The organism is Pseudomonas sp. OTU5201, assembly GCF_038440135.1.
Lineage (GTDB): Bacteria > Pseudomonadota > Gammaproteobacteria > Pseudomonadales > Pseudomonadaceae > Metapseudomonas > Metapseudomonas resinovorans.
In genome coordinates, this window is record NZ_JASATC010000067.1 from 1 (window position 1) to 20,435 (window position 20,435).

The window sequence follows — 20,435 nt, forward strand, 5'->3', positions numbered from 1 at the left end:
TCTTTGGGGCGACTTTCGAGGCGAATCGAATGAAGAACAAAGTCATCCTCGTGCTGCTGGATGGCCTGAACTACGAAGTGGCCCGGCATGCGCTGGGCCACCTGCAGGCCTATTGCGGGGCCGGTCGGGCCGCCCTGTACAAGCTCCAGTGCGAGTTGCCGGCGCTGTCCCGTCCGCTTTACGAATGCATCCTCACCGGCGTGCCGCCGATCAAGAGCGGAATCGTCCACAACGATGTATCGCGCCTTTCCCGAGAGCGCAGCATCTTTCACTACGCCAGCGCGGCCGGGCTCAAGACCGCCGCGGCTGCCTATCATTGGGTCAGCGAGCTCTATAACCGCTCGCCGTTCGAAGCCGCCCGCGACCGTCATACCGATGCAGCGGCGTTGCCGATCCAGCACGGGCACTTCTATTACGCCGACCACTACCCGGACTCGCACCTGCTTGCCGACGCCGAGAGCCTGCGCCAGCGCCACAACCCGGACTTTCTCCTGGTGCACCCGATGAATGTGGATGACGCAGGCCACAAGCACGGCCTGGATTCACCCCAGTACCGCAACAGCGCACGGGTCGCCGATATCCTCCTGGCCGAGTACCTGCAACGTTGGCTGGACGCCGGCTACCAGGTGCTGGTGACCGCCGACCACGGCATGAACAACGACCGCTCCCACAACGGTCTGCTAGCCGAAGAGCGTGAGGTCCCGCTGTTTGTCCTGGGCGATGCCTTCAGCCTGGATGCCACGGCGCAGCCAAAGCAGATCGAGCTCTGCGGCACCGTCTGCGAAATGCTCGGAGTGCCCCACGACAAGGCTGCCTGCAAGGAGCTACTGAAGTGAATGCCACCAACCGGGGAAAATGGCTGGCACTGCTCTGCCTGCTGCCCTTTGCCGTGTTTTTCATCCTGTTCCAGATTGCGCCACTGGCCTGGGTCGCCGTTCACAGCCTGAACACGCCGGAAGGCTGGGGACTCGGCAACTACGCCAAGATGTTCAGCTCGAAGTTCTACCTGCAGGCCATCAAGCACAGCCTTCAGATCGCCTTCTGGTCGAGCCTGTTCGGCATCGTCATTGCCGTGATCGGCGCCTATTCACTGCGCAAGGTGGATTCGAAGCTGCGTGATTTCGTCATGGCCTTCTCCAACATGACCAGTAATTTCGCCGGCGTACCGCTGGCCTTCGCCTTCATCATCCTGCTTGGCTTCAATGGCGCGCTGACCATCCTCCTCAAGCAATCCGGCGTGATCGAAGACTTCAACCTCTACTCCAAGACCGGACTGATCGTGCTGTACACCTACTTCCAGATTCCGCTGGGTGTATTGCTGCTCTATCCCGCCTTCGATGCCTTGCGCGAAGACTGGCGCGAATCCGCAGCCCTGCTCGGCGCCAACTCCTGGCAATTCTGGCGGCATATCGGCCTGCCCGTGCTGACGCCCGCCCTGCTGGGCACCTTCGTCATCCTGCTGGCCAATGCGCTTGGCGCCTACGCCACCGTCTACGCCCTGACCACCGGCAATTTCAACGTACTGACCATCCGCATCGCCGCCATGGTCGCCGGCGATATCGCGCTGAACCCCAACCTGGCCAGCGCCCTGGCGATGGTGCTGGTGGGCCTGATGGCCCTGATCACGGTCGTGCACCAGTGGTTGCTGAAGAGGAGCTACCATGTCGCACGCTGAATCCCTCAACGCCAGCCTCTACCATCGCGTGGTGGTCTGGTTGCTGTTCCTGATCCTGCTGCTGCCGCTGGCCGGCACCCTGCTCTACTCGCTCTCCACCAGCTGGTCGGCGACCATCCTGCCGGACGGGCTGACGCTCAAGTGGTACCTGGCTCTATGGAGCGACGCACGCTTCCTCACCGCCTTCGGCCAATCGCTACTGGTGTGCTTCGGCGCCCTGGCACTGTCGGTGGTGCTGATCCTGCCGCTATTGTTCGTGGTGCACTACCACTTTCCGCGGCTCGACGGGCTAATGAACATCCTCATCCTGCTGCCCTTCGCGGTTCCGCCGGTGGTGTCCTCGGTGGGACTGTTGCAGATCTACGGTTCCGGGCCTCTGGCCATGGTGGGTACGCCCTGGATCCTGATCGGCTGCTTCTTCACCATCGCCCTGCCCTTCATGTACCGCGCCATCACCAACAACCTGCAGGCGATCAACCTGCGTGACCTGATGGACGCTGCCCAACTGCTCGGCGCCAGCACCTGGAAGGCCGCCTTCCTGGTGGTGCTGCCGAACCTGCGCAAGGGCCTGATGGTGTCGCTGTTCCTGTCGTTCTCCTTCCTCTTCGGCGAGTTCGTCTTCGCCAACCTGCTGGTAGGTACCCGCTACGAAACCCTGCAGGTCTACCTGAACAACATGCGCAACAGCAGCGGCCACTTCAACAGCGCCCTGGTGATCTCCTACTTCTTCTTCGTGCTGCTGTTCACCTGGGCAGCCAACCGTCTGAACAAGGACAAGGCATGAGTTTTCTTTCCATTCGCGGCCTGCACAAGAGCTATGGCCAGACTTCCATCTTCAGTGACATCCACTGCGAGATCGGCAAGGGCGAGTTCGTCACCCTCCTTGGCCCTTCGGGTTGCGGCAAGTCCACCCTGCTGCGCTGCATAGCCGGCCTCACCGAAGTCAACGGCGGGCAGATCCTGCTGGACGGCCAGGACCTGGTGCCGGTATCGCCGCAGAAGCGTGGCATCGGCATGGTGTTCCAGAGCTACGCACTGTTTCCCAACATGACCGTGCAGCAGAACGTCGCCTTCGGCCTGCGCATGCAAAAGGTCGAAGGCTCCGACAGCAAGCGCCGGGTGGATGAGGCCCTGGCCATGGTGGAGTTGCAGGACTTTGCCTCGCGTTATCCGCACCAGCTTTCCGGTGGCCAGTGCCAACGCGTGGCCCTGGCCCGCTCGCTGGTCACCCGGCCGCGCCTGCTGCTGCTGGACGAACCGCTCTCGGCGCTGGACGCGCGCATCCGCAAGCATCTACGTGAACAAATCCGCTCCATCCAGCAGGAACTGGGACTGACCACCATTTTCGTCACCCATGACCAGGAAGAAGCGCTGACCCTCTCCGACCGCATTTTCCTGATGAATGCCGGGCGCATCGTCCAGAGCGGCGATGCGGAAACCCTCTACACGGCACCGGTGGACGCCTTCGCCGCCGGCTTCATCGGCAACTACAACCTGCTCGACGCCGACGCGGCCAGCCGTCTGTTGCAGCGCCCGATGAACGGCCGCATCGCCATACGTCCGGAGGCCATTACCCTGAGCGCGGAAGGTGGCATCGAGGCCGAAGTGCGCAGCCACAGCCTGCTGGGCAACGTAGTGCGCTATCGGGTCGAAGCCCGCGGCGTTCAGTTGGTAGTGGACGTGCTCAATCGCTCCGCCGAAGATCTGCACCGCAAAGGCCAACGCGTCGGTCTGCGCATAGACGATCACGCAATCCGGGAGGTGGCCTGATGGCCCTGGCAATCTTCGACCTCGACGACACCCTGATAGACGGCGACTGCGCCAGCCTGTGGAGCGCACACATGGCCGAACTGGGTTGGGTCGACGAGGAGTCCTTCATCCGCAAGGACCAGGAACTCATGGCGCTCTATGCCGAAGGCAAGTTGGCGATGGAGGACTACATGGCCTTCAGCCTGTCGCCGTTGGTGGGGCGCACCGCCGAAGAAGTGGACTTCGTGGTCGAGCCCTTCGTCGAGGATGTGGTCGAACCGCTGATCCACTCCGATGCCATGCGCTGCCTGGCGCAACACCGCGCCGCCGGTGACCGCATCCTGATCATCTCCGCCTCGGCGCACTTCTTGGTCAGCGCCATCGCTGCACGTCTGGGCGTAGAAGAGGTTCTGGCCATCGACCTGGAAGAACAGCACGGCTGTTACAGCGGCCGCACCCGCGGCGTGCTCACCTACCGCGACGGCAAGGTGACGCGCCTGAATGCCTGGATGGAAGAGCAAGGCGAGAGCCTGGAGGGCGCCGCCTTCTATTCCGACTCGCGCAACGACCTGCCGTTGCTGACCCTGGTGACCAACCCCAACGTAGTCAATCCGGACCCGGTGCTGCGCGCCCATGCCGAGGAATCCGGCTGGCCGGTCCTGGAGTGGCGCTGAGCCCCCGCCCTTGCAGGAGCGAATTCATCCGCGAATGGGCCGCGCAGCGGCCCCGTACGTTGGGCCGAGCGGCGTTCCGCGAGCGCAGCGAAGCCCAACATGACCAGACACCGAGCGAGCCTCGGCTTCCCTCACCCCAACCCTCTCCCGGTGGGAGAGGGGGCAGTCCGTGCTCCTGTAGGGGCGAATTCATTCGCTATGTCTGCGTTAGCTGTTGCGAGCGATTTCCCATCCGGCCAAGAGCCTTGTAAGAGCTGGCTTGCCAGCGAAACGCCGCCATTCGCTGGCAAGCCAGCTCCTACTGGCAATGCAGCTGCCTACAACACGTCATGCAGACATAGCCAATTCATTCGCCAAGCAGGCCGCAGGTCTGCCGTAGGTTGGTCCGAGCGAAGCGAGGCCCAACAAACCCAGGCACCGAGCAGGCCCAAGCTTCCCTCACCCCCAGCCCCTCTCCCGGAGGGAGAGGGGAGCAATGGCCCTTACAACAAGGTCAGGGTGTAGCTCAGGATCAGCCGGTTCTCGTCCTGGTCACGCGCCGCATCGCTGCGCAGCGCGGCGTTGCGCCAGGACACGCCCAGGCCTTTAAGCGGACCGCCCTGCAGCACGTAGTCGAGGCGGAAATCGCGTTCCCACTCGCCCTGGTCATCGCCCTGGGTCTCGATGTTCGTCCCCTTGAGGTAGGTCGCGGTGGCCTTCAGCCCCGGCACGCCGACCTTGGCGAAGTCGTAGCCGTACTCGGCCACCCAGGTGCGCTCGCCGGCGCTGAGGAACTTGCCGATCTGGCGGTCGGTGATCAGGTAGGCGGTGGCGCCGTCGCCCTGGTTGAGGAAGGGGAAGGCGCTGTCGCCGGAAAGCTGCTGGTAGCCCAGGCTCGCCGCGTGGCCGGCCAGGCTGTAGGTGAACAGGGCGCTCCAGGTGCGGTTGTCCACCTCGTAGCGGTCCGGATCATTGGTCGCCCAGTTGCCCGCGCTGCGGAAGCCCTCGGCACGCCCGGCGACGCTGCCGTTCTGGCCGTCGGAGGTGTTGTAGAAGTAGCGCAGGTCGGACTTCAGCGCGCCCACCGGCAGCGCCCAGGTGTGGGTCAGGCCGAGGAAGTGCTGCTGGTAGAAGTCTTTCAGGTTGCCGTAGTAGTACTGCGCGAGCAGGTTGTCGCTGACCTTGTAGTCGCCACCGGCGAAGTAGAACGTGTTGACGAACTGACCAGTGCGGGCGTTGTTCGCGCCGGCGATGGACAGGCCGCGGGCATCGCTGGAGTTGCGCCCCTTGGCGTGTTCCAGCTGGCCGCCGACCAGGGTCAGCTTATCGATCTCGTTGGAGGTGATCTGCCCGCCCTCGAAGGTCTGCGGCAGCAGGCGACCGTCGTTGTAGGTCACCACCGGCAGCTTCGGCAGCAGGGTGCCGAGGCGCGCTTCGGTCTTGGAGAAGCGCAGCTTGCCGGTCACGCCGAGGCTGCCGAAGTCGTCCTTGGCGCGGCCATCGTCGTCGGTGGGGAACACCGTGCCGCCGTAGCTGGCGCTGGTCGGGTTGTAGTGGCGGCCCTTGCCGGAATCCAGCTTCACGCCGAGCAGGCCGAGGGCATCGACGCCCACGCCGACGGTGCCTTCGGTGTAGCCGGAGGCGTAGTTGAAGAGGAAGCCCTGGCCCCACTCCTCCTGCTTGGACGGCGCGGCCATGCCTTCGCGGTTGTCCGAGTTGATGTAGAAGTTGCGCAGGGTCAGGCTGGCCTTGCTGTCTTCGATGAAACCGCCAGCGGCGGCTTGCTGGGCCAACGAAGCGGCGGAAATGACCAGAGCCAAGTGTGAGAATTTCATTGTTCTACTCCGATGCGTGAGTCCTTTGGTTCTCCCGAAACCAATCCCTGCTATCGCTATATTGTTTTGTATACAGCGATAGACGAACATCATCGGCCTGACTAAAAGGCAATCGAAGCGGATTGGTGGGCGGCGTGCATCAGATAGAAACTTGACTTTAAAGTCAACTTATCCCAAGAATGCCCGCCTAGTCGCTATATACAAAAATACATAGCGAAATAAGAATCTCAGCACCTCAACAAGGAGTCACCCCATGAGTCATCGCCTTTCCCGCGCCGCCGCGCTTGTTGCCCTGTTCGCACTGGGCAGCGCCACGGCCGCGGAAGTCCAGGTCGCCGTCGCCGCCAACTTCACCGCGCCTATCCAGGCCATCGCCAAGGATTTCGAGAAGGACACCGGCCACAAGCTGGTCGCTGCCTATGGCGCCACCGGCCAGTTCTACACCCAGATCAAGAACGGCGCGCCCTTCGAGGTCTTCCTCTCGGCCGATGACACCACCCCGGCCAAGCTGGAGAAGGAAGGTGAAAGCATGCCAGGCTCGCGCTTCACCTACGCCATCGGCACCCTGGTGCTCTGGTCGGCACAGGACGGCTATGTGGATGCCCAGGGCGACGTGCTGAAGACCGGCCAGTACAAGCACTTGTCCATCGCCAACCCAAAGACTGCACCCTACGGCCTGGCGGCCACCCAGGTGCTGGAGAAGCTGGGGCTGACCAAGACCGTAGCGCCCAAGCTGGTGGAAGGCCAGAACATCACTCAGGCCCTGCAATTCGTCTCCAGTGGCAATGCCGAGCTGGGCTTCGTCGCCCTGTCCCAGGTGTACAAGGACGGCAAGATCACCAGCGGTTCAGCCTGGATCGTTCCCGCCGAAATGCATGAGCCAATCAGGCAGGACGCGCTGATATTGAAGAAAGGTGAAACCAACCCGGCCGCCAAGGCGCTGGTGGATTACCTGAAGGGGCCGAAGGCCGCGGAAGTGATCAAGTCTTACGGGTACCAGCTGTAACGACGGCGCGGAGTGAAGCTCCCTCACTCCCGGCCCCTCTCCCAGAGGGAGAGGGGAGCCTGTCGGCGGCGACTCAGTCGTCGCCCGTTTCCATTTCGGCCTTGAGCGCCTCATAGGCCGGCGCGGTGTAGATACCGATCTCCACGGCCAGTTGCATGACCTTCTCCAGGTCATTCTTGTAGACCAGCACGCACTGCAGTTCGTCATCCAGCGGTTCGCTGAAGTCCACCAGTACGTAGCCGCCCTTCTCCGGGTAGAGGCTGCCCATCTGCACCTGGATGCGGTTGAGGGCCTTGAGGGGCTCCACCTTCACCAGTTGCTTGGGTCTGAGCACGAAATTGACGCTGGGGCCGAAGGAGTCCACCACCTGCTGGAACAGCTGATCGTAGCTATCCGCCTGGAACAATACGGTGTCCGGCAAGCTACCCACTACGACCCATTCGCCCAATGGGATAGGGAAGCTTTCGTCGTAGTTGATATCGGGATTGGCCGCGAGGAATGCGTCCGGATCGGCGTAAGCCTGTGAGGCTTCGTCGGCGACGCGCTCGATCTCATCCTCGGTCATGCATCCGGAGCTGATGGCCGTAATCAATTCGATAAGTTGCTGTTTCACGAGATGAGCCCTGTCGCATGAGGAACGAAAGCGCGAAGGATACAGGGAAGCCACGCAGACATAAAAAAAGCGGAGAGCCCTTGCGGGCCTCCGCCACTTCAGCACACCACGCTGAGTAAATCAGGTCGTACGGATCAGGTGATCGAAGGCGCTCAAGGATGCCTTGGCACCCTCTCCCACGGCGATCACGATCTGCTTGTACGGAACGGTGGTCACGTCACCGGCAGCGAACACGCCGGGGATGTTGGTCTGCCCTTTGGCGTCGGTGATGATCTCGCCGCGCGGGGTAAGCTCCACCACCCCCTTCAGCCATTCGCTGTTGGGCAGCAGGCCGATCTGCACGAAGATGCCTTCCAGCTCCAGCGTACGCAGTTCATCGGTGAGGCGGTCCTTGTAGACCAGGCCGTTGACCTTCTGGCCGTCGCCTTTCACTTCAGTGGTCAGCGCGCTCTTGATGACGTTGACGTTGGGCAGGCTGGCCAGCTTCTTCTGCAGCACAGCGTCTGCACGCAGCTTGTCGTCGAACTCGATCAGAGTGACATGGGCGACGATGCCGGCCAGGTCGATGGCGGCCTCGACGCCGGAGTTGCCACCGCCGATCACAGCAACGCGCTTGCCCTTGAACAGCGGGCCATCGCAGTGCGGGCAGTAGGCCACGCCGCGGCCACGGTATTCCTGCTCGCCGGGTACGTTCATCTCGCGCCAGCGGGCGCCGGTGGAAAGGATCACGGTCTTGGCTTTAAGCGATGCACCGCTCTCGAAGCGCACTTCATGCAGTTCGCCCTCGGCCTTGGCAGGGACCAGTGCGGAGGCGCGCTGCAGGTTCATGATGTCGACGTCGTATTGCTTGACGTGCTCTTCCAGGGCGCGGGCCAATTTCGGGCCTTCGGTCTCCTGTACGGAGATGAAGTTCTCGATGGCCATGGTGTCCAGCACCTGGCCACCGAAGCGCTCGGCGGCGACGCCAGTGCGAATGCCTTTGCGTGCGGCATAGATAGCTGCGGATGCGCCAGCAGGGCCACCGCCGATGACCAGCACGTCGAAAGCGGCCTTGCCATTGAGCTTCTCCGCATCGCGGGCAGCAGCGCCGGTATCGATCTTGGCGAGAATTTCTTCCACGCCCATGCGGCCCTGGCCAAACAACTCGCCGTTCAGGTAGAGGCTCGGCACGGACATGATCTGGCGCTGCTCGACTTCGTCCTGGAACAGCGCGCCATCGATGGCGACGTGGCGGACGTTCGGGTTGAGCACGGCCATCAGGTTCAGCGCCTGCACCACGTCGGGGCAGTTCTGGCAGGACAGCGAAAAATAGGTTTCGAAGGTGAACTCGCCTTCGATCGACTTGATCTGCTCGATCACATCGGCGGCGAGCTTGGACGGGTGACCGCCCACCTGCAGCAGAGCCAACACCAACGAAGTGAACTCGTGGCCCATGGGGATGCCGGCAAAACGCAGGGCGATGTCGGCACCGGGGCGGTTCAGGGAGAACGACGGGCGACGAGCATCACTGCCATCGGTCTTCAGGTTGATCTTGTCGGTCAGGCCGACGATGTCTTGCAGCAGCCCGAGCAGCTCGCGGGATTTGTCGCTGTCATCGAGGGACGCAACGATCTCGAACGGCTGGGTGACCTTTTCGAGGTAGGCCTTCAACTGGGTTTTAAGATTGGCGTCCAACATGTGCGAATTCCTTTATTGCGGGCATGAGTCACCCCTCGACAGTCGTTGCCGACCGCCCGAAACGGGATGAGGGGTGTGATGCAAGCGGATTGCCGGAAGGCCCTCCGCTCGCCTTTACAGGGAGTAAAACGGAGTGGGAAGCGTCGAGAGCTAGCGCAACAGCTTCCCGACCGTTTTTAGATCTTGCCTACGAGGTCGAGGGACGGAGCCAGAGTGGCTTCGCCTTCTTTCCACTTGGCCGGGCAGACTTCGCCCGGGTGAGCCGCAACGTACTGGGCAGCCTTGACCTTGCGCAGCAGTTCCTGGGCGTCACGGCCGATACCGCCGGCGTTGACTTCGACGATCTGGATCTTGCCTTCCGGATCGATCACGAAGGTGCCACGGTCAGCCAGACCGACTTCTTCGATCAGCACGTCGAAGTTCTTCGACAGGACCCAGGTCGGGTCGCCAACCAGCGGGTACTGGATCTTGCCGATGGTGTCGGAGGTGTCGTGCCAGGCTTTGTGGGTGAAGTGGGTGTCAGTGGACACACCATAGATTTCCACGCCCAGCTTCTGGAATTCGGCGTAGTTGTCAGCCAGGTCGCCCAGTTCGGTCGGGCAAACGAAGGTGAAGTCAGCCGGGTAAAAGAAGAATACGGACCACTTGCCCTTCAGGCTGGCTTCGGTCAGTTCGACGAACTTGCCCTGATGGTAGGCGGTGGCTTTGAACGGTTTGACTTCGGTATTGATCAGAGACATCGCAACGTCCTCGTTGGGTTAGGAAATTTACCCGACGAAGAGTATTGGGTTATTCCAAAAAGAGCATATTGATTGCCCCCATCAGAACGATTGATTACTTCAATGCAACTCCCCGACGCCCCACCACGCTTGGCTTGGAGCGCCGGAGAGCGCTCGCATCAGACGAGGCTTTCGTCGAGCAGGAGCACCAGTTTTCCTTCCACCTGGTTGCTGGCCAGCGCCTCGAAGGCAGCCTCGGCGTCCTTGGCCGAATAGGCTTTTTCCAGGCGTGGTTGCAGGCGGCCTTCCTCGAACAGCGGCCAAACCTGCTGGCGCAACTCGCTGATGAGATCAGCCTTGAACTGCTCGTCGCGGCTGCGCAGGGTCGAGCCGATCAGTTGCACCCGCTTGCCCAGCAGCAAGGCCATGTCCAACTCGGCCTTACGCCCGCCCATCAGGCCAATGTTCACCCAGCGTCCGTCGGTGGCGGCCAGGGCCAGGTTGAGACTGGCGTAGTTGCCGCCGACTGGGTCGAGAATTACGTCGAATGGGCCGAAATCACGCAGGCTTTCCAGACTCTCGCCGCGCAGCGCACCGCCTTGGGCACCGAGGGATTCGCAATAGGCCAGGCGCTCTGCCGAGCCCACACTGACCCAGCAGGGATTGCCGAAAGCCTTGCATAGCTGAATGGCTGCCGAGCCGACGCCGCTGGCCCCGGCGTGCAGCAGCGCTTTCTCGCCAGGCTTGATGCCAGCCAGTTGGAACAGGTTGAGCCAGGCCGTGGCGTAGACCTCCGGCAGCGCGGCAGCCTCAGCCAGGGACAAGCCTTCCGGCACGGGCAGCACATGGCGGGCATCCACCACCACTTCCTCGGCCATGCCACCGCCGGCAAGCAGACAGCAGACACGGTCACCCACCCGCCAGGCACCACTGCCGGCCCCCACTTCGGCAATCACTCCGGAAGCTTCCAGGCCAAGAATGTCGCTGGCTCCCGGCGGTGGCGGATAAAGCCCGGCGCGCTGCAACAGGTCGGCCCGGTTCAGGCCGGCAGCCGCCACGCGAATCCGCACTTGCCCCACATCACAGACCGGACTGGCCCGCTCCCCCCACTCCACGCGCCCTTCGACGCCTTGCAATGCCTTCACGGTGCCTCCATAGTGAGCTTGGACCTGGCCCGGCGAGTAGCCGGGCCTTCGCATTGCGCCGATGGAACCCGGCGCCCTCAAATACGGCCTAATATGCGTTATCACCTGTCCCGACGTCGAATCAGCATGAAGCGCTCCCTGATCAGTTCTGCACTTGCCTTGGCCCTCAGCGTCAGCATCTTGCCGCTGCATGCCGCCCCCACAGCCCCGAACAGTTGGGATGCCATTCAGCCCGACCGCGAACAGGTGATCGCCAGCCTCAACGTAGTGGAACTGCTCAAGCGCCACCACTACAACAAGCCGCCGCTCAACGATGAGCGCTCGGTGAAGATCTACGAGGGCTACCTCAAGCTCCTCGACCCGGCGCGAATGTACTTCACCGCTGCCGATATCGCAGAATTCGACAAGTGGCGCACACGCTTCGACGACCTGCTGAAAAGCGGAGACCTGGAGCCCGGCTTCGTCATCTACAAGCGCCACCTTGACCGCCTCAAGGAACGCCTGGACTTCGCCCTGGCGATGCTCGACCAGGGCGTCGACAAGATTGATTTCACCGTCGACGAGAACCTGGAAACCGACCGCGAGAAAGCCCCTTGGGCCAAGGACCGCGCCGCCCTTGATGACCTCTGGCGCAAGCGCGTGAAAGATGAAGTACTGCGCCTGAAGATCGCGAAGAAGGACCCCAAGGCCATCCAGGAGCTGCTGATCAAGCGCTACAAGAATCAGCTTTCCCGCCTCGACCAGACCCGTGGCGAGGACGTGTTCCAGGCCTACATCAACGCCTTCGCCCAGACTTACGACCCGCACACCCAGTACCTCTCCCCGGATAACGCGGAGAACTTCGACATCAACATGAGCCTGTCCCTTGAGGGCATCGGCGCCGTGTTGCAGAGCGACAACGAGTACGTGAAGGTGGTGCGCCTCGTACCAGCGGGGCCTGCCGAGAAGAGCAAGCAGGTCGCACCGGCGGACAAGATTGTTGGCGTTGCCCAGGGCAACGGCGAAATGGTCGATGTGATCGGCTGGCGCCTGGACGAGGTGGTCAAGCTGATCCGCGGCCCGAAAGGCTCCGTGGTGCGCCTGGAAGTGATTCCGGCCAGCAACGCCCCGAACGACCAGACCAGCAAGGTAGTCGCCATCACCCGCGAAGCCGTGAAGCTGGAAGAACAGGCCGCTAAGAAATCCGTCATCAACCTCGAGCATGAAGGCAGCAAGTTCAAGCTCGGCGTGATCGAGGTACCGGCCTTCTACCTGGACTTCAAGGCCTTCCGCGCCGGTGATCCCGAGTACAAAAGCACCACCCGTGACGTGAAGAAACTCCTCGGCGAGCTGCAGAAGGAGAAAGTCGACGGCGTGGTCATCGACCTGCGCAACAACGGCGGCGGCTCTCTGCAGGAAGCCACCGAGCTGACCGGCCTGTTCATCGACCAGGGGCCGACCGTACTGGTTCGCAACAGCGACGGCCGTGTCGACGTGCTGGCCGACGAGAACACCGGCGCTTTCTACACCGGCCCCATGGCCGTGCTGGTCAACCGCCTGTCCGCGTCGGCCTCGGAGATCTTCGCTGGCGCCATGCAGGACTACCACCGCGCGTTGATCATCGGTGGCCAGACCTTTGGCAAGGGCACCGTGCAGACCATCCAGCCGCTGAACCATGGCGAGCTCAAGCTGACCCTGGCCAAGTTCTACCGCGTATCCGGGCAGAGCACCCAGCATCAGGGCGTGCTGCCGGACATCGAGTACCCCTCGGTGGTAGACACCAAGCAGATTGGTGAAAGCGCCCTGCCCGAGGCCATGCCTTGGGACAGCATCCGCCCGGCCATCAAGCCCGAACTGGACCCCTTCAAGCCGTTCCTGGCCGAGCTGAAGGCCCGCCACGATTCGCGCACAGCACAGAATCCGGACTTCGTCTACAGCCGAGAGCGCCTGGCGCTGGCGCAGAAGCTGATGGAGGACACCGTGGTCAGCCTCAACGAGACCAAGCGCCGCGCTGAACAGACTGACATCGAGGCCAAGCAGTTGGCGATGGAGAACACCCGTCGCAAGGCCAAGGGAGAAGAGCTTCTGAAGGAACTCAAGCCGGAAGACGAAGACGTCGTGCCGGTAGAAGAGGAAAAGACCAAACCGGAAGATGACGCCTATCTGACCGAAACCGGGCAGATCCTGCTGGATTACCTGGGCCTGAACGCATCCGTGGCGAAACATTGAAATGATGTCATAACGCTGTCACACATCTGTCGTGAAATTCGGGGGCCGCAATTGCGGCCCCTTTCTTTTTCACGAGTAACAGCATGACCGTCACCGAGCAGTTGAGCGCGCTGGGCCTGATCCTCGCTCACGGCGACTTGCACAGCCTGTTCCAGCCAATCCTGTCGCTGTCTGAACGGCGCATCATCGGCTACGAAGCCCTGACCCGCGGCCCATCCAACAGCCCGCTGCACTCGCCAATGACCCTGTTCGCAGTGGCACGCCATGCAGGGCGTCTGAGCGACCTGGAAATGGCATGCCGCAAGAGCGCCTGCCACCGCTTCAAGGAGCTCAAGCTCGACGGCCTACTGTTCCTCAATGTTTCTCCAGAGTCGCTGCTGGACCCGGCACACCAGCCGGGGCGTACCCTGAAAATGCTGCAAGCCTTCGGTATTCCTCCCAGTCAGGTGGTTATCGAACTCACCGAGCAGACCCCTACCGAAGACTTCAACCTGCTCGATACCGCCCTGCACCACTACCGCGCCATGGGCTTCTCCATCGCCCTGGACGACCTGGGCGCGGGCTATTCCAGCCTGCGCCTGTGGTCCGAGCTGCGTCCAGACTACGTGAAAATCGACCGCCACTTCATCGACGGCATCCACCAGGATGCGGTGAAGCGCGAGTTCGTCGAATCCATCCTGAAGATGGCCAAGGCTTCCCGCGCCCAGGTCATAGCCGAAGGCATCGAACTAGCGGAAGAGCTGGCGGTGCTCGCGGAAATGGGTGTTGACCTGGTCCAGGGCTATCTGCTCGGACGACCCCAGGAACATCCCTCTCGTGATGCGCGCGTCCTGCTGCCGCCACTGGAGTCGACCGGCAACATGAACGAGGAGAGCAGCGACCTTTCCGCCCTGCTCAACGAGCAACCGGCTGTGCACGAGGACACGCCCATCCACGAGGTGCTCGAAGCCTTTCGTGCCCAGGCCAATCTCAACTCGCTCGCGGTGCTCGACGCCCATCAGCGACCGGTCGGAATCGTCCATCGCCACTTGCTTTCGGAAGCCTTGCTCCGCCCCTTCGCCACCGACCTGTTCACCCGCAAATCCGTGAACCGGCTGATGAGCACGGATTTCCTCGCAGTGGAAATGGGGCAATCCCTGCAGCAGGTGAGCCGCCTGATCACCAGCCGCGCCAGGCAGCGTATCGAAGAAGACTTCATCCTCATCCTCGACGGCCGCTATCGGGGGCTGGGACGGGTAATCGACGTGCTTAAACTGATCACCGAGCTGAAAATACAGCAGGCACGACATGCCAACCCGCTAACCTTGCTGCCGGGTAACGTGCCCATCCAGCAGTGTCTGACGCGTTTGCTGCAGCAACGCCGCCAAGCGGTGATCTGCTACGTGGACATCGACAGCTTCAAACCCTTCAACGACCTCTACGGTTACGCCAAGGGTGACGAAGTGCTGCTTTGCCTGGCCCAGTGCCTGAGCGAACGGGTAGACCCGGCGCGGGATTTCGTCGGCCATATAGGCGGCGATGACTTCATGCTGGTACTGGGGTCGGACGACTGGCGCGTCCGACTCAGTTACTTGCTGGAAGACTTCCAGGGCCAGTGCCGACGCTTCTACCGCAACGACCACTTGCAGGCAGGGTGCTTCGTCGCCCACAACCGCCACGGCCAGCGTGAAGAATTTCCCCTGCTGTCGCTATCCATCGGTGTGGTGACCCTCAAACCGGAGGATTGCACCCAACTGGACGCCTCGCAGCTGGCGGGGCTCGCGTCGGAAGCCAAACGCCACGCCAAGGCCATGCCCGGCTACAGCCTGCACATCATCGAAGCGGTTTGAAGGGTCCAGGATGCTGCCGGTGTGGCTCAACTCAGCGGCGAGTCAGAGGCCAAGTTCGCCCGCGCGCCGGGCGGCACGCTGGGCAGCGTCAGAATCGGGCTCGAGGCCCGGTCCACCATCGCGATAGAGATCGGCCAGCTTTCGCGCGGCCAGAGGGTGGCCGGCATCGGCGGCCAGACCCCACCAGCGCGCGGCGTCGGCGGCATCCGGTGCTTGCCGAGCGTCACCCGCCAGGCTCAGTACGCCCAGTTGGTAGGCGGACTTGCCATCACCTGCCTGAGCCGCCTGGCGCAGCAGGCGAATACCCTCCTCCCGCGCACCGAAACCATGCCCACGGTGCAGCAGCAAGTGACCGTAGAAGCTCTGCGCAGGTACATCGCCCAACGCAGCCATTCGTGCGTACTGGCCCTGCATCCACTGCCAGGCACGGGGTTGGGCGACCAGCTTCGGAGAGCGTATCAGCCAGCGCGCCGCCTGATAGCCGATCCGCGCTCTCAGCCTCCAGAACATCACTGTTCCTCGGGGTAGCTGAACTCGAATACCCGCACCACTTCGGAGGCATGCCAGGAGGCCGCTGCGATGCCATCCGGAGGACCGGAGAAGCGCCCCAGACGCTCGACGCACTCGAAGAAGCCGGTACGCGGCAAGCGGCTGGCACCCTGGCTGATGACCAGGGAACTACGCAGGGGACGCTCGGCGCGGGCATCGAGGGCAGCCAGATGCTCCAAAGCTGCAGTGAGGGTCTGCATGGCCGGGGATGGCAATTGCAGACGCTCGATCAACGCCCGATAAGTCAACAGGTGCCGCTGACGGCGTGCGTCTTCCAGTTCATTCAACAGGGCTTGCCAGTGTTGGCGGCTGATTCGCAGACTCAAGATCCGGACTCCCAGCCGGAAACCCCGAGGGCACGCGCCAGACCGCGCTTGATGGCGTCATCAGGCTCACGTTCACCGCTCTCGATCAGCCCCAGATAGTGGGGGCTGATGCCCACCGCGCGGGCCAGTTGCTCCAGGCTCTGCCCCTGGGCTTCGCGCAGCGACTTCATTTGCCCGATCGCCGTCCTGGCAAGCCCTGCGGCCGTTTCTGTGGTGGCCTGGCCGGCGGCGCGCAGTAGCGCCTGGTATTCGGCCCAGGGCAGCACTGCGTACTCCGCCTGGCCGTCACGCATGATCACTTGCACACTCATTGAAGCTCCCCGTGGAACGCAGTGCCGACTGCTTCAGCACCTCCATGCAGGCGGCCATATTATCAGGCCAAGGGCCCGCGGAGGGTGAACTATACTGCGTCCACCAGGCGGGGGAAGGTACGTGACGCGGCATTTTCATGTGGTTTTCTGGATACTCGCCAGCCTCTGGCCCGGCCTGCTGCGGGCCGAAGAGCTGCGCTGGGGCTTCGGCGCGGCTGACGGCATGCCTTACGTTCAGGTGAGCGACCATGTCCTGCTCGGCGGCTTCATCCGTCGCCTTGGCGAACGGATTGCCAAGGATCTGTCTGTTTCGGTGAGCTTCGTCGAAACACCGAACAAACGCATCGAGGAATCCCTGAAGAACGGGCGCATCCATCTGATCTGCAATTCCAACCCCGAGTGGATGGTCGACGCTCCGGCCTATCACTGGTCGCCACCGTTGTTCGAAGAAGAAGACGTCCTTCTCCAGCACCGCGACAGCCCAGCGATCAACGGCCTGACCGATCTCAAGGGCAAGGTGCTGGGCACCAGCCTGGGTTACGCCTACAGCATGCCGCTGATGGAGGCCTTCGCGAACCACGACGTGGAACGCAAGGACGTGCGCGACCTGGACACTCGCCTGAATCTGCTGAGCCACAAGCGGCTGGATGCCGTCATCGATATGCGTCGTGCCCTCGCCTATGAATTGGCCGCGCGCCCCGACGTACCGCTGGTGTTCAGCCCCTGGGTAGTGGAGCGCTATCGTTTGCATTGCGCCTATGGCAGCCAGCTGCCGGTACCGGCCGAACACCTGGATGCTGCACTGCAGAGCCTGCGGGACAGCGGCGAACTCGAATCACTGCTGCAAGGCGAACAGCAGCGCGCCGGGCTTCAGGACCGCTGAGAGTCCGGCGCTGGTAATCGCTCCAGAAGCGCCTGCACTTCCGGGGACTGCTTCTCGCGCCAGGCCCGGAAGGCGTCCAACTCGCCAGCCCAGGTCTTCAGGACCCAGGCCAGCACCGCCAGGTCGTCGACGAAGCCCATGCCGACCAGCCAGTCCGGAAGCGCATCGAGCGGCGTGACAAAGTAGAGCAATGCCCCAACCACCGCGAGGAATGCCTTGGGGTTGATCTGCCGGTACTCACCACGCAGCCAGGCATTGGCCAGGGACAGTAACAGTCGCAGGTCATCTTTCACCGCGCCCAGACGACCGCTCTGGCTCGTGCTCTTGCGGGATGCAGCCAACAGCAGTGACGGCAATCGCCCGCCAGCCAGGAAACGTTGCGCCAGGGTCAGGTAACGCTGGAAATTCCAAGGTGCTTTCATCGGTACTCCTCGGCAGAAGCCTGGCCTAGAGGGCTTGGCGCGGTTATCCACGAAATCTGTGGATAACCTTGTGAACAGTTTTCCACAGAGAGGGGAGAAGGCCCATATCATGCGGCTCCGCGACAGATCGGGCAAAATTTGCCCAGTGCCAAAAGACCAGCAAAATCAAGCATTTGACCTGGTAGTCCGCAATGCGACCGCAGGTCGCACTCGCTACGGGCATGGTTACCCGGTCATGTGCATAACCGTAACACTTTCCCGCCACCCGACTCCCGTTGTGACCGAAAGGTCGGCTCTCGGTTCGAGCGGGACCGGCGACGGAAGCGAAAACGCCCCGTCGAGACGGGGCGTTTTCGGGGAACCAACTGCCGCTTACTGCTGCTCGGCGGCGGCCGGATCCTTGATGCTGATTAGTTCCAGGTCAAACACCAGCACCGAGTTGGCCGGAATGGCCGGGCTCGGGCTCTGCTCGCCGTAGGCCAGCTCGCTGGGGATGAAGAGTTTGACCTTTTCACCCACATGCATCAGTTGCAGGCCTTCGACCCAACCCGGGATCACACCGTTGACCGGAAGGTCGATAGGGCTGCCACGCTGGACGGAGCTGTCGAATACGGTGCCATCGGTCAGCTTGCCTTCGTAGTGAACGGTCACTACGTCGGTGGCTTTGGGCTGCGCACCTTCGGCCTTCTTCACGATCTCGTACTGCAGGCCGGAAGCGGTGGTCACAACGCCTTCGCGCTTGCCGTTGTCTTCGAGGAATTTCTTGCCGGCTTTGGCGTTCTCGGCATTCAGCGCGGTCATGCGCTCTTCGGCACGCTTCTGCAGGAAGGCGAAGGCTTCAACCAGCTCTTCGTCCTTCAGGCGCTGCTCCTTCTTGCCGATGGCGTCTTCGATACCCTGGGCAACGGCCTTGGGATCAAGGTCGTCCATGCCTTCCTGAGCCAGGCTCTTGCCCATGTTCAGGCCGATACCGTAGGAGGCTTTCTGGGCCGGAGTCTTGAGTTCAACGCTGGTCTGCGAATCGCAGCCCGCGAGAACCAGGCCCACCAGGGCCACAGCGGCCGCCAACCGATGTTGTTTCATGCTGAATCCTTGTCTGTCGCCGTGATGGCAATACGATGGAGCGGCGAGCTTAGCAGGCCGCCGCGAGGAGTGGCTATGGGCAATGAGAACAGGGGTTTGGCAATAAGTTCAGCGTCTTGCGCCGCGTCACGTAAGCAACGATGTCAGTGCTGTAGGACCTTTCGGCCAGACAAAGAAAAAGCCCCCAGGCATTGCTACCTGAGGGCTTTTATATGGCGCAGCGGACGGGACTCGAACCCGCGACCCCCGGCGTGACAGGCCGGTATTCTAACCGACTGAACTACCGCTGCGCGTAACCACAAAAATGGTGGGTGATGACGGGATCGAACCGCCGACCCTCTGCTTGTAAGGCAGATGCTCTCCCGGCTGAGCTAATCACCCGGATGCGTCCCACGAGGGGCCGCACACTAAATGAAAAGCCCCCAGGTGTCACCTGAGGGCTTTGAATATGGCGCAGCGGACGGGACTCGAACCCGCGACCCCCGGCGTGACAGGCCGGTATTCTAACCGACTGAACTACCGCTGCGCGTAACTGCGAGATGGTGGGTGATGACGGGATCGAACCGCCGACCCTCTGCTTGTAAGGCAGATGCTCTCCCGGCTGAGCTAATCACCCTTCACTCTCGAAGTGGGGCGCATTCTAGAGAGGTATCTGGACCCTGGCAAGTCCCTTTTGAAAAAAAATTCTCAGGCCTTCCAAAGGCTTAGCTCAGGGTTGAGCCCAACGCCTCCCGATGAGAATAATGCGCCCTTTGTGTCCAGAGGTTTTCCCCTATGTGGTTTCGCAACCTGCTTGTCTATCGCCTCACCCAGGATCTGAATATTGATGCCGAGGCGCTAGAAGCCGCGCTGGCTACCAAGCCGGCCCGGCCATGTGCCAGCCAGGAGCTGACCACCTACGGATTCGTGGCGCCCTTCGGCAAAGGCGCGGATGCGCCGCTGGTTCATGTCAGCGAAGGCTTCCTCCTGGTGGCCGCCCGCAAGGAAGAGCGCATTCTCCCCGGCAGCGTGGTGCGCGATGCGCTGAAAGAAAAGGTCGACCAAATCGAGACCGAGCAGATGCGCAAGGTCTACAAGAAGGAACGCGATCAGCTGAAAGACGAGATCGTCCAGACATTCCTGCCACGTGCCTTCATCCGCAAGTCGGCCACCTTTGCCGCCATCGCCCCGGCCCAGGGCCTGATCTTGGTCGACGCCTCCAGCCCGAAGCGCGCCGAAGACCTGCTATCCACCCTGCGTGAAGCCATCGGCTCGCTGCCCGTGCGTCCGGCCTCGGTGAAGATCGCCCCCACCGCCACGCTCACCACCTGGGTCAAGACCCAGGAAGCCGCCAGCGATTTCTACGTACTGGACGAGTGCGAACTGCGCGACACCGACGAAGAAGGTGGTGTGGTGCGTTGCAAGCGCCAGGACCTCACCAGCGACGAGATCCAGCTGCACCTGACCTCCGGCAAGCTGGTCACCCAGCTGTCCCTGGCCTGGCAGGACAAGCTGTCCTTCATCCTCGACGACAAACTGGTGATCAAGCGCCTGCGCTTCGAAGACCTGCTGCAAGAGAAGGCCGAACAGGACGGCGGCGACGACGCGCTCAGCCAGCTCGACGCCAGCTTCACCCTGATGATGCTGACCCTGGTGGAGTTCATCCCCCAGCTCTTCGAAGCCCTGGGTGGCGAAGAGATTCCGCAGGGCGTCTGACCCTCCCGAGGGGCCGCCCCCCGCCCCCGGCGGGGGGCGAGGGGGGAAGGAAATAAA

The 20,435-nt window shown here is 62.3% G+C and carries 20 protein-coding genes and 4 tRNA genes; 10 read left to right on the forward strand and 14 right to left on the reverse strand.

What is annotated here, in order from left to right; translation table 11 throughout:
- Positions 1 to 29: 29 nt before the first annotated feature.
- The 5 genes from AAHM40_RS25905 to AAHM40_RS25925 are packed head-to-tail and all read left to right on the forward strand — an operon-like array spanning position 30 to position 4,098.
- Complete coding sequence (locus AAHM40_RS25905; protein ID WP_342247262.1) at positions 30 to 836, forward strand: alkaline phosphatase family protein; 807 nt, start codon at positions 30 to 32, stop codon at positions 834 to 836.
- Complete coding sequence (locus tag AAHM40_RS25910) at positions 833 to 1,675, forward strand: ABC transporter permease (RefSeq protein ID WP_342247263.1); 843 nt, start codon at positions 833 to 835, stop codon at positions 1,673 to 1,675. The genes AAHM40_RS25905 and AAHM40_RS25910 overlap by 4 nt, the downstream gene beginning before the upstream one ends.
- Complete coding sequence (locus AAHM40_RS25915) at positions 1,662 to 2,459, forward strand: ABC transporter permease (RefSeq protein WP_342247264.1); 798 nt, start codon at positions 1,662 to 1,664, stop codon at positions 2,457 to 2,459. Before AAHM40_RS25910 ends, AAHM40_RS25915 begins: the two co-directional genes overlap by 14 nt.
- Positions 2,456 to 3,445, forward strand: coding sequence for an ABC transporter ATP-binding protein (locus tag AAHM40_RS25920; protein WP_342247265.1), 990 nt, complete (start codon positions 2,456 to 2,458; stop codon positions 3,443 to 3,445). The genes AAHM40_RS25915 and AAHM40_RS25920 overlap by 4 nt, the downstream gene beginning before the upstream one ends.
- Positions 3,445 to 4,098 (forward strand): HAD family hydrolase, encoded by a 654-nt coding sequence (locus AAHM40_RS25925; RefSeq protein WP_342247266.1) that lies wholly within the window; start codon positions 3,445 to 3,447, stop codon positions 4,096 to 4,098. Before AAHM40_RS25920 ends, AAHM40_RS25925 begins: the two co-directional genes overlap by 1 nt.
- A gap of 482 nt (positions 4,099 to 4,580) precedes the next feature.
- Here the strand turns inward: AAHM40_RS25925 and AAHM40_RS25930 are convergent, their stop codons facing one another.
- Complete coding sequence (locus AAHM40_RS25930) at positions 4,581 to 5,912, reverse strand: OprD family porin (protein WP_342247267.1); 1,332 nt, start codon at positions 5,910 to 5,912, stop codon at positions 4,581 to 4,583.
- Positions 5,913 to 6,165: 253 nt separating this feature from the next.
- Here AAHM40_RS25930 and modA point away from each other — a divergent pair, with 253 nt between their 5' ends.
- Positions 6,166 to 6,918: a molybdate ABC transporter substrate-binding protein gene (modA, locus tag AAHM40_RS25935; protein ID WP_342247268.1), complete on the forward strand. Its 753-nt coding sequence runs from the start codon at positions 6,166 to 6,168 to the stop codon at positions 6,916 to 6,918.
- Positions 6,919 to 6,991: 73 nt separating this feature from the next.
- On the opposite strand, the gene AAHM40_RS25940 is transcribed toward modA, so the two are convergent.
- The 4 genes from AAHM40_RS25940 to AAHM40_RS25955 all read right to left on the reverse strand — a co-directional run bounded on the left by AAHM40_RS25940 (position 6,992) and on the right by AAHM40_RS25955 (position 11,072).
- Positions 6,992 to 7,531: a hypothetical protein gene (locus AAHM40_RS25940; protein WP_342247269.1), complete on the reverse strand. Its 540-nt coding sequence runs from the start codon at positions 7,529 to 7,531 to the stop codon at positions 6,992 to 6,994.
- Between the two features lie 120 nt (positions 7,532 to 7,651).
- On the reverse strand, positions 7,652 to 9,208 hold the full coding sequence (ahpF, locus tag AAHM40_RS25945; RefSeq protein ID WP_342247270.1) for an alkyl hydroperoxide reductase subunit F: 1,557 nt from the start codon (positions 9,206 to 9,208) through the stop codon (positions 7,652 to 7,654).
- Positions 9,209 to 9,384: 176 nt separating this feature from the next.
- A complete protein-coding gene (ahpC, locus tag AAHM40_RS25950; RefSeq protein WP_342247271.1) occupies positions 9,385 to 9,948 on the reverse strand; it encodes an alkyl hydroperoxide reductase subunit C in 564 nt (187 codons plus the stop codon).
- 158 nt (positions 9,949 to 10,106) lie between these two features.
- The gene (locus AAHM40_RS25955; protein WP_342247272.1) at positions 10,107 to 11,072 is read right to left on the reverse strand and encodes an NAD(P)H-quinone oxidoreductase; all 966 of its coding nucleotides are present in this window, start codon (positions 11,070 to 11,072) and stop codon (positions 10,107 to 10,109) included.
- A 126-nt stretch (positions 11,073 to 11,198) separates the two neighbouring features.
- Here AAHM40_RS25955 and AAHM40_RS25960 point away from each other — a divergent pair, with 126 nt between their 5' ends.
- Together AAHM40_RS25960 and AAHM40_RS25965 are read left to right on the forward strand one after the other, a co-directional pair.
- Positions 11,199 to 13,280: a carboxy terminal-processing peptidase gene (locus AAHM40_RS25960; RefSeq protein ID WP_342247273.1), complete on the forward strand. Its 2,082-nt coding sequence runs from the start codon at positions 11,199 to 11,201 to the stop codon at positions 13,278 to 13,280.
- An 83-nt stretch (positions 13,281 to 13,363) separates the two neighbouring features.
- On the forward strand, positions 13,364 to 15,109 hold the full coding sequence (locus AAHM40_RS25965; RefSeq protein ID WP_342247274.1) for a bifunctional diguanylate cyclase/phosphodiesterase: 1,746 nt from the start codon (positions 13,364 to 13,366) through the stop codon (positions 15,107 to 15,109).
- Positions 15,110 to 15,151: 42 nt separating this feature from the next.
- On the opposite strand, the gene AAHM40_RS25970 is transcribed toward AAHM40_RS25965, so the two are convergent.
- Genes AAHM40_RS25970 through AAHM40_RS25980 form a run of 3 tightly spaced genes read right to left on the reverse strand, consistent with a single transcriptional unit; the run spans position 15,152 to position 16,295 of the window.
- Entirely contained in the window at positions 15,152 to 15,619 is a 468-nt protein-coding gene (locus AAHM40_RS25970) for a sel1 repeat family protein (protein WP_342247275.1), read from the reverse strand.
- A complete protein-coding gene (locus AAHM40_RS25975; RefSeq protein WP_280286279.1) occupies positions 15,619 to 15,984 on the reverse strand; it encodes a hypothetical protein in 366 nt (121 codons plus the stop codon). The genes AAHM40_RS25970 and AAHM40_RS25975 overlap by 1 nt, the downstream gene beginning before the upstream one ends.
- Positions 15,981 to 16,295, reverse strand: coding sequence for a helix-turn-helix domain-containing protein (locus AAHM40_RS25980; protein WP_342247276.1), 315 nt, complete (start codon positions 16,293 to 16,295; stop codon positions 15,981 to 15,983). The genes AAHM40_RS25975 and AAHM40_RS25980 overlap by 4 nt, the downstream gene beginning before the upstream one ends.
- Before the next feature lie 151 nt (positions 16,296 to 16,446).
- On the opposite strand from AAHM40_RS25980, the gene AAHM40_RS25985 reads away from it, so the two are divergent.
- Complete coding sequence (locus tag AAHM40_RS25985; protein WP_446731626.1) at positions 16,447 to 17,178, forward strand: substrate-binding periplasmic protein; 732 nt, start codon at positions 16,447 to 16,449, stop codon at positions 17,176 to 17,178.
- Here AAHM40_RS25985 and AAHM40_RS25990 read toward each other — a convergent pair.
- The 6 genes from AAHM40_RS25990 to AAHM40_RS26015 all read right to left on the reverse strand — a co-directional run bounded on the left by AAHM40_RS25990 (position 17,166) and on the right by AAHM40_RS26015 (position 19,299).
- On the reverse strand, positions 17,166 to 17,600 hold the full coding sequence (locus AAHM40_RS25990) for a YkvA family protein (protein ID WP_342247278.1): 435 nt from the start codon (positions 17,598 to 17,600) through the stop codon (positions 17,166 to 17,168). The two genes, AAHM40_RS25985 and AAHM40_RS25990, sit on opposite strands and share 13 nt — an antisense overlap.
- Positions 17,601 to 17,972: 372 nt before the next feature.
- Complete coding sequence (locus tag AAHM40_RS25995; RefSeq protein WP_028628230.1) at positions 17,973 to 18,683, reverse strand: FKBP-type peptidyl-prolyl cis-trans isomerase; 711 nt, start codon at positions 18,681 to 18,683, stop codon at positions 17,973 to 17,975.
- 213 nt (positions 18,684 to 18,896) lie between these two features.
- Positions 18,897 to 18,973 (reverse strand) — tRNA-Asp (locus AAHM40_RS26000).
- Between the two features lie 15 nt (positions 18,974 to 18,988).
- Positions 18,989 to 19,064, reverse strand: a tRNA-Val gene (locus AAHM40_RS26005).
- A gap of 68 nt (positions 19,065 to 19,132) precedes the next feature.
- Positions 19,133 to 19,209 (reverse strand) — tRNA-Asp (locus tag AAHM40_RS26010).
- A gap of 14 nt (positions 19,210 to 19,223) precedes the next feature.
- A tRNA-Val gene (locus tag AAHM40_RS26015) sits at positions 19,224 to 19,299 on the reverse strand.
- A 158-nt stretch (positions 19,300 to 19,457) separates the two neighbouring features.
- Here AAHM40_RS26015 and rdgC point away from each other — a divergent pair.
- Entirely contained in the window at positions 19,458 to 20,378 is a 921-nt protein-coding gene (gene rdgC, locus AAHM40_RS26020; RefSeq protein ID WP_028628231.1) for a recombination-associated protein RdgC, read from the forward strand.
- Positions 20,379 to 20,435: the final 57 nt, after the last annotated feature.

Coding starts and splice junctions, on each gene's coding strand:
- AAHM40_RS25970 (WP_342247275.1), bottom strand. CDS start 15,619: ATGTTCTGGAGGCTGAGAGCGCGGATCGGCTATCAGGCGGCGCGCTGG.
- AAHM40_RS25905 (WP_342247262.1), top strand. CDS start 30: ATGAAGAACAAAGTCATCCTCGTGCTGCTGGATGGCCTGAACTACGAA.
- AAHM40_RS25965 (WP_342247274.1), top strand. CDS start 13,364: ATGACCGTCACCGAGCAGTTGAGCGCGCTGGGCCTGATCCTCGCTCAC.
- AAHM40_RS25920 (WP_342247265.1), top strand. CDS start 2,456: ATGAGTTTTCTTTCCATTCGCGGCCTGCACAAGAGCTATGGCCAGACT.
- rdgC (WP_028628231.1), top strand. CDS start 19,458: ATGTGGTTTCGCAACCTGCTTGTCTATCGCCTCACCCAGGATCTGAAT.
- AAHM40_RS25990 (WP_342247278.1), bottom strand. CDS start 17,600: ATGAAAGCACCTTGGAATTTCCAGCGTTACCTGACCCTGGCGCAACGT.
- AAHM40_RS25995 (WP_028628230.1), bottom strand. CDS start 18,683: ATGAAACAACATCGGTTGGCGGCCGCTGTGGCCCTGGTGGGCCTGGTT.
- modA (WP_342247268.1), top strand. CDS start 6,166: ATGAGTCATCGCCTTTCCCGCGCCGCCGCGCTTGTTGCCCTGTTCGCA.
- ahpC (WP_342247271.1), bottom strand. CDS start 9,948: ATGTCTCTGATCAATACCGAAGTCAAACCGTTCAAAGCCACCGCCTAC.
- AAHM40_RS25930 (WP_342247267.1), bottom strand. CDS start 5,912: ATGAAATTCTCACACTTGGCTCTGGTCATTTCCGCCGCTTCGTTGGCC.
- AAHM40_RS25915 (WP_342247264.1), top strand. CDS start 1,662: ATGTCGCACGCTGAATCCCTCAACGCCAGCCTCTACCATCGCGTGGTG.
- ahpF (WP_342247270.1), bottom strand. CDS start 9,208: ATGTTGGACGCCAATCTTAAAACCCAGTTGAAGGCCTACCTCGAAAAG.
- AAHM40_RS25960 (WP_342247273.1), top strand. CDS start 11,199: ATGAAGCGCTCCCTGATCAGTTCTGCACTTGCCTTGGCCCTCAGCGTC.
- AAHM40_RS25925 (WP_342247266.1), top strand. CDS start 3,445: ATGGCCCTGGCAATCTTCGACCTCGACGACACCCTGATAGACGGCGAC.
- AAHM40_RS25980 (WP_342247276.1), bottom strand. CDS start 16,295: ATGAGTGTGCAAGTGATCATGCGTGACGGCCAGGCGGAGTACGCAGTG.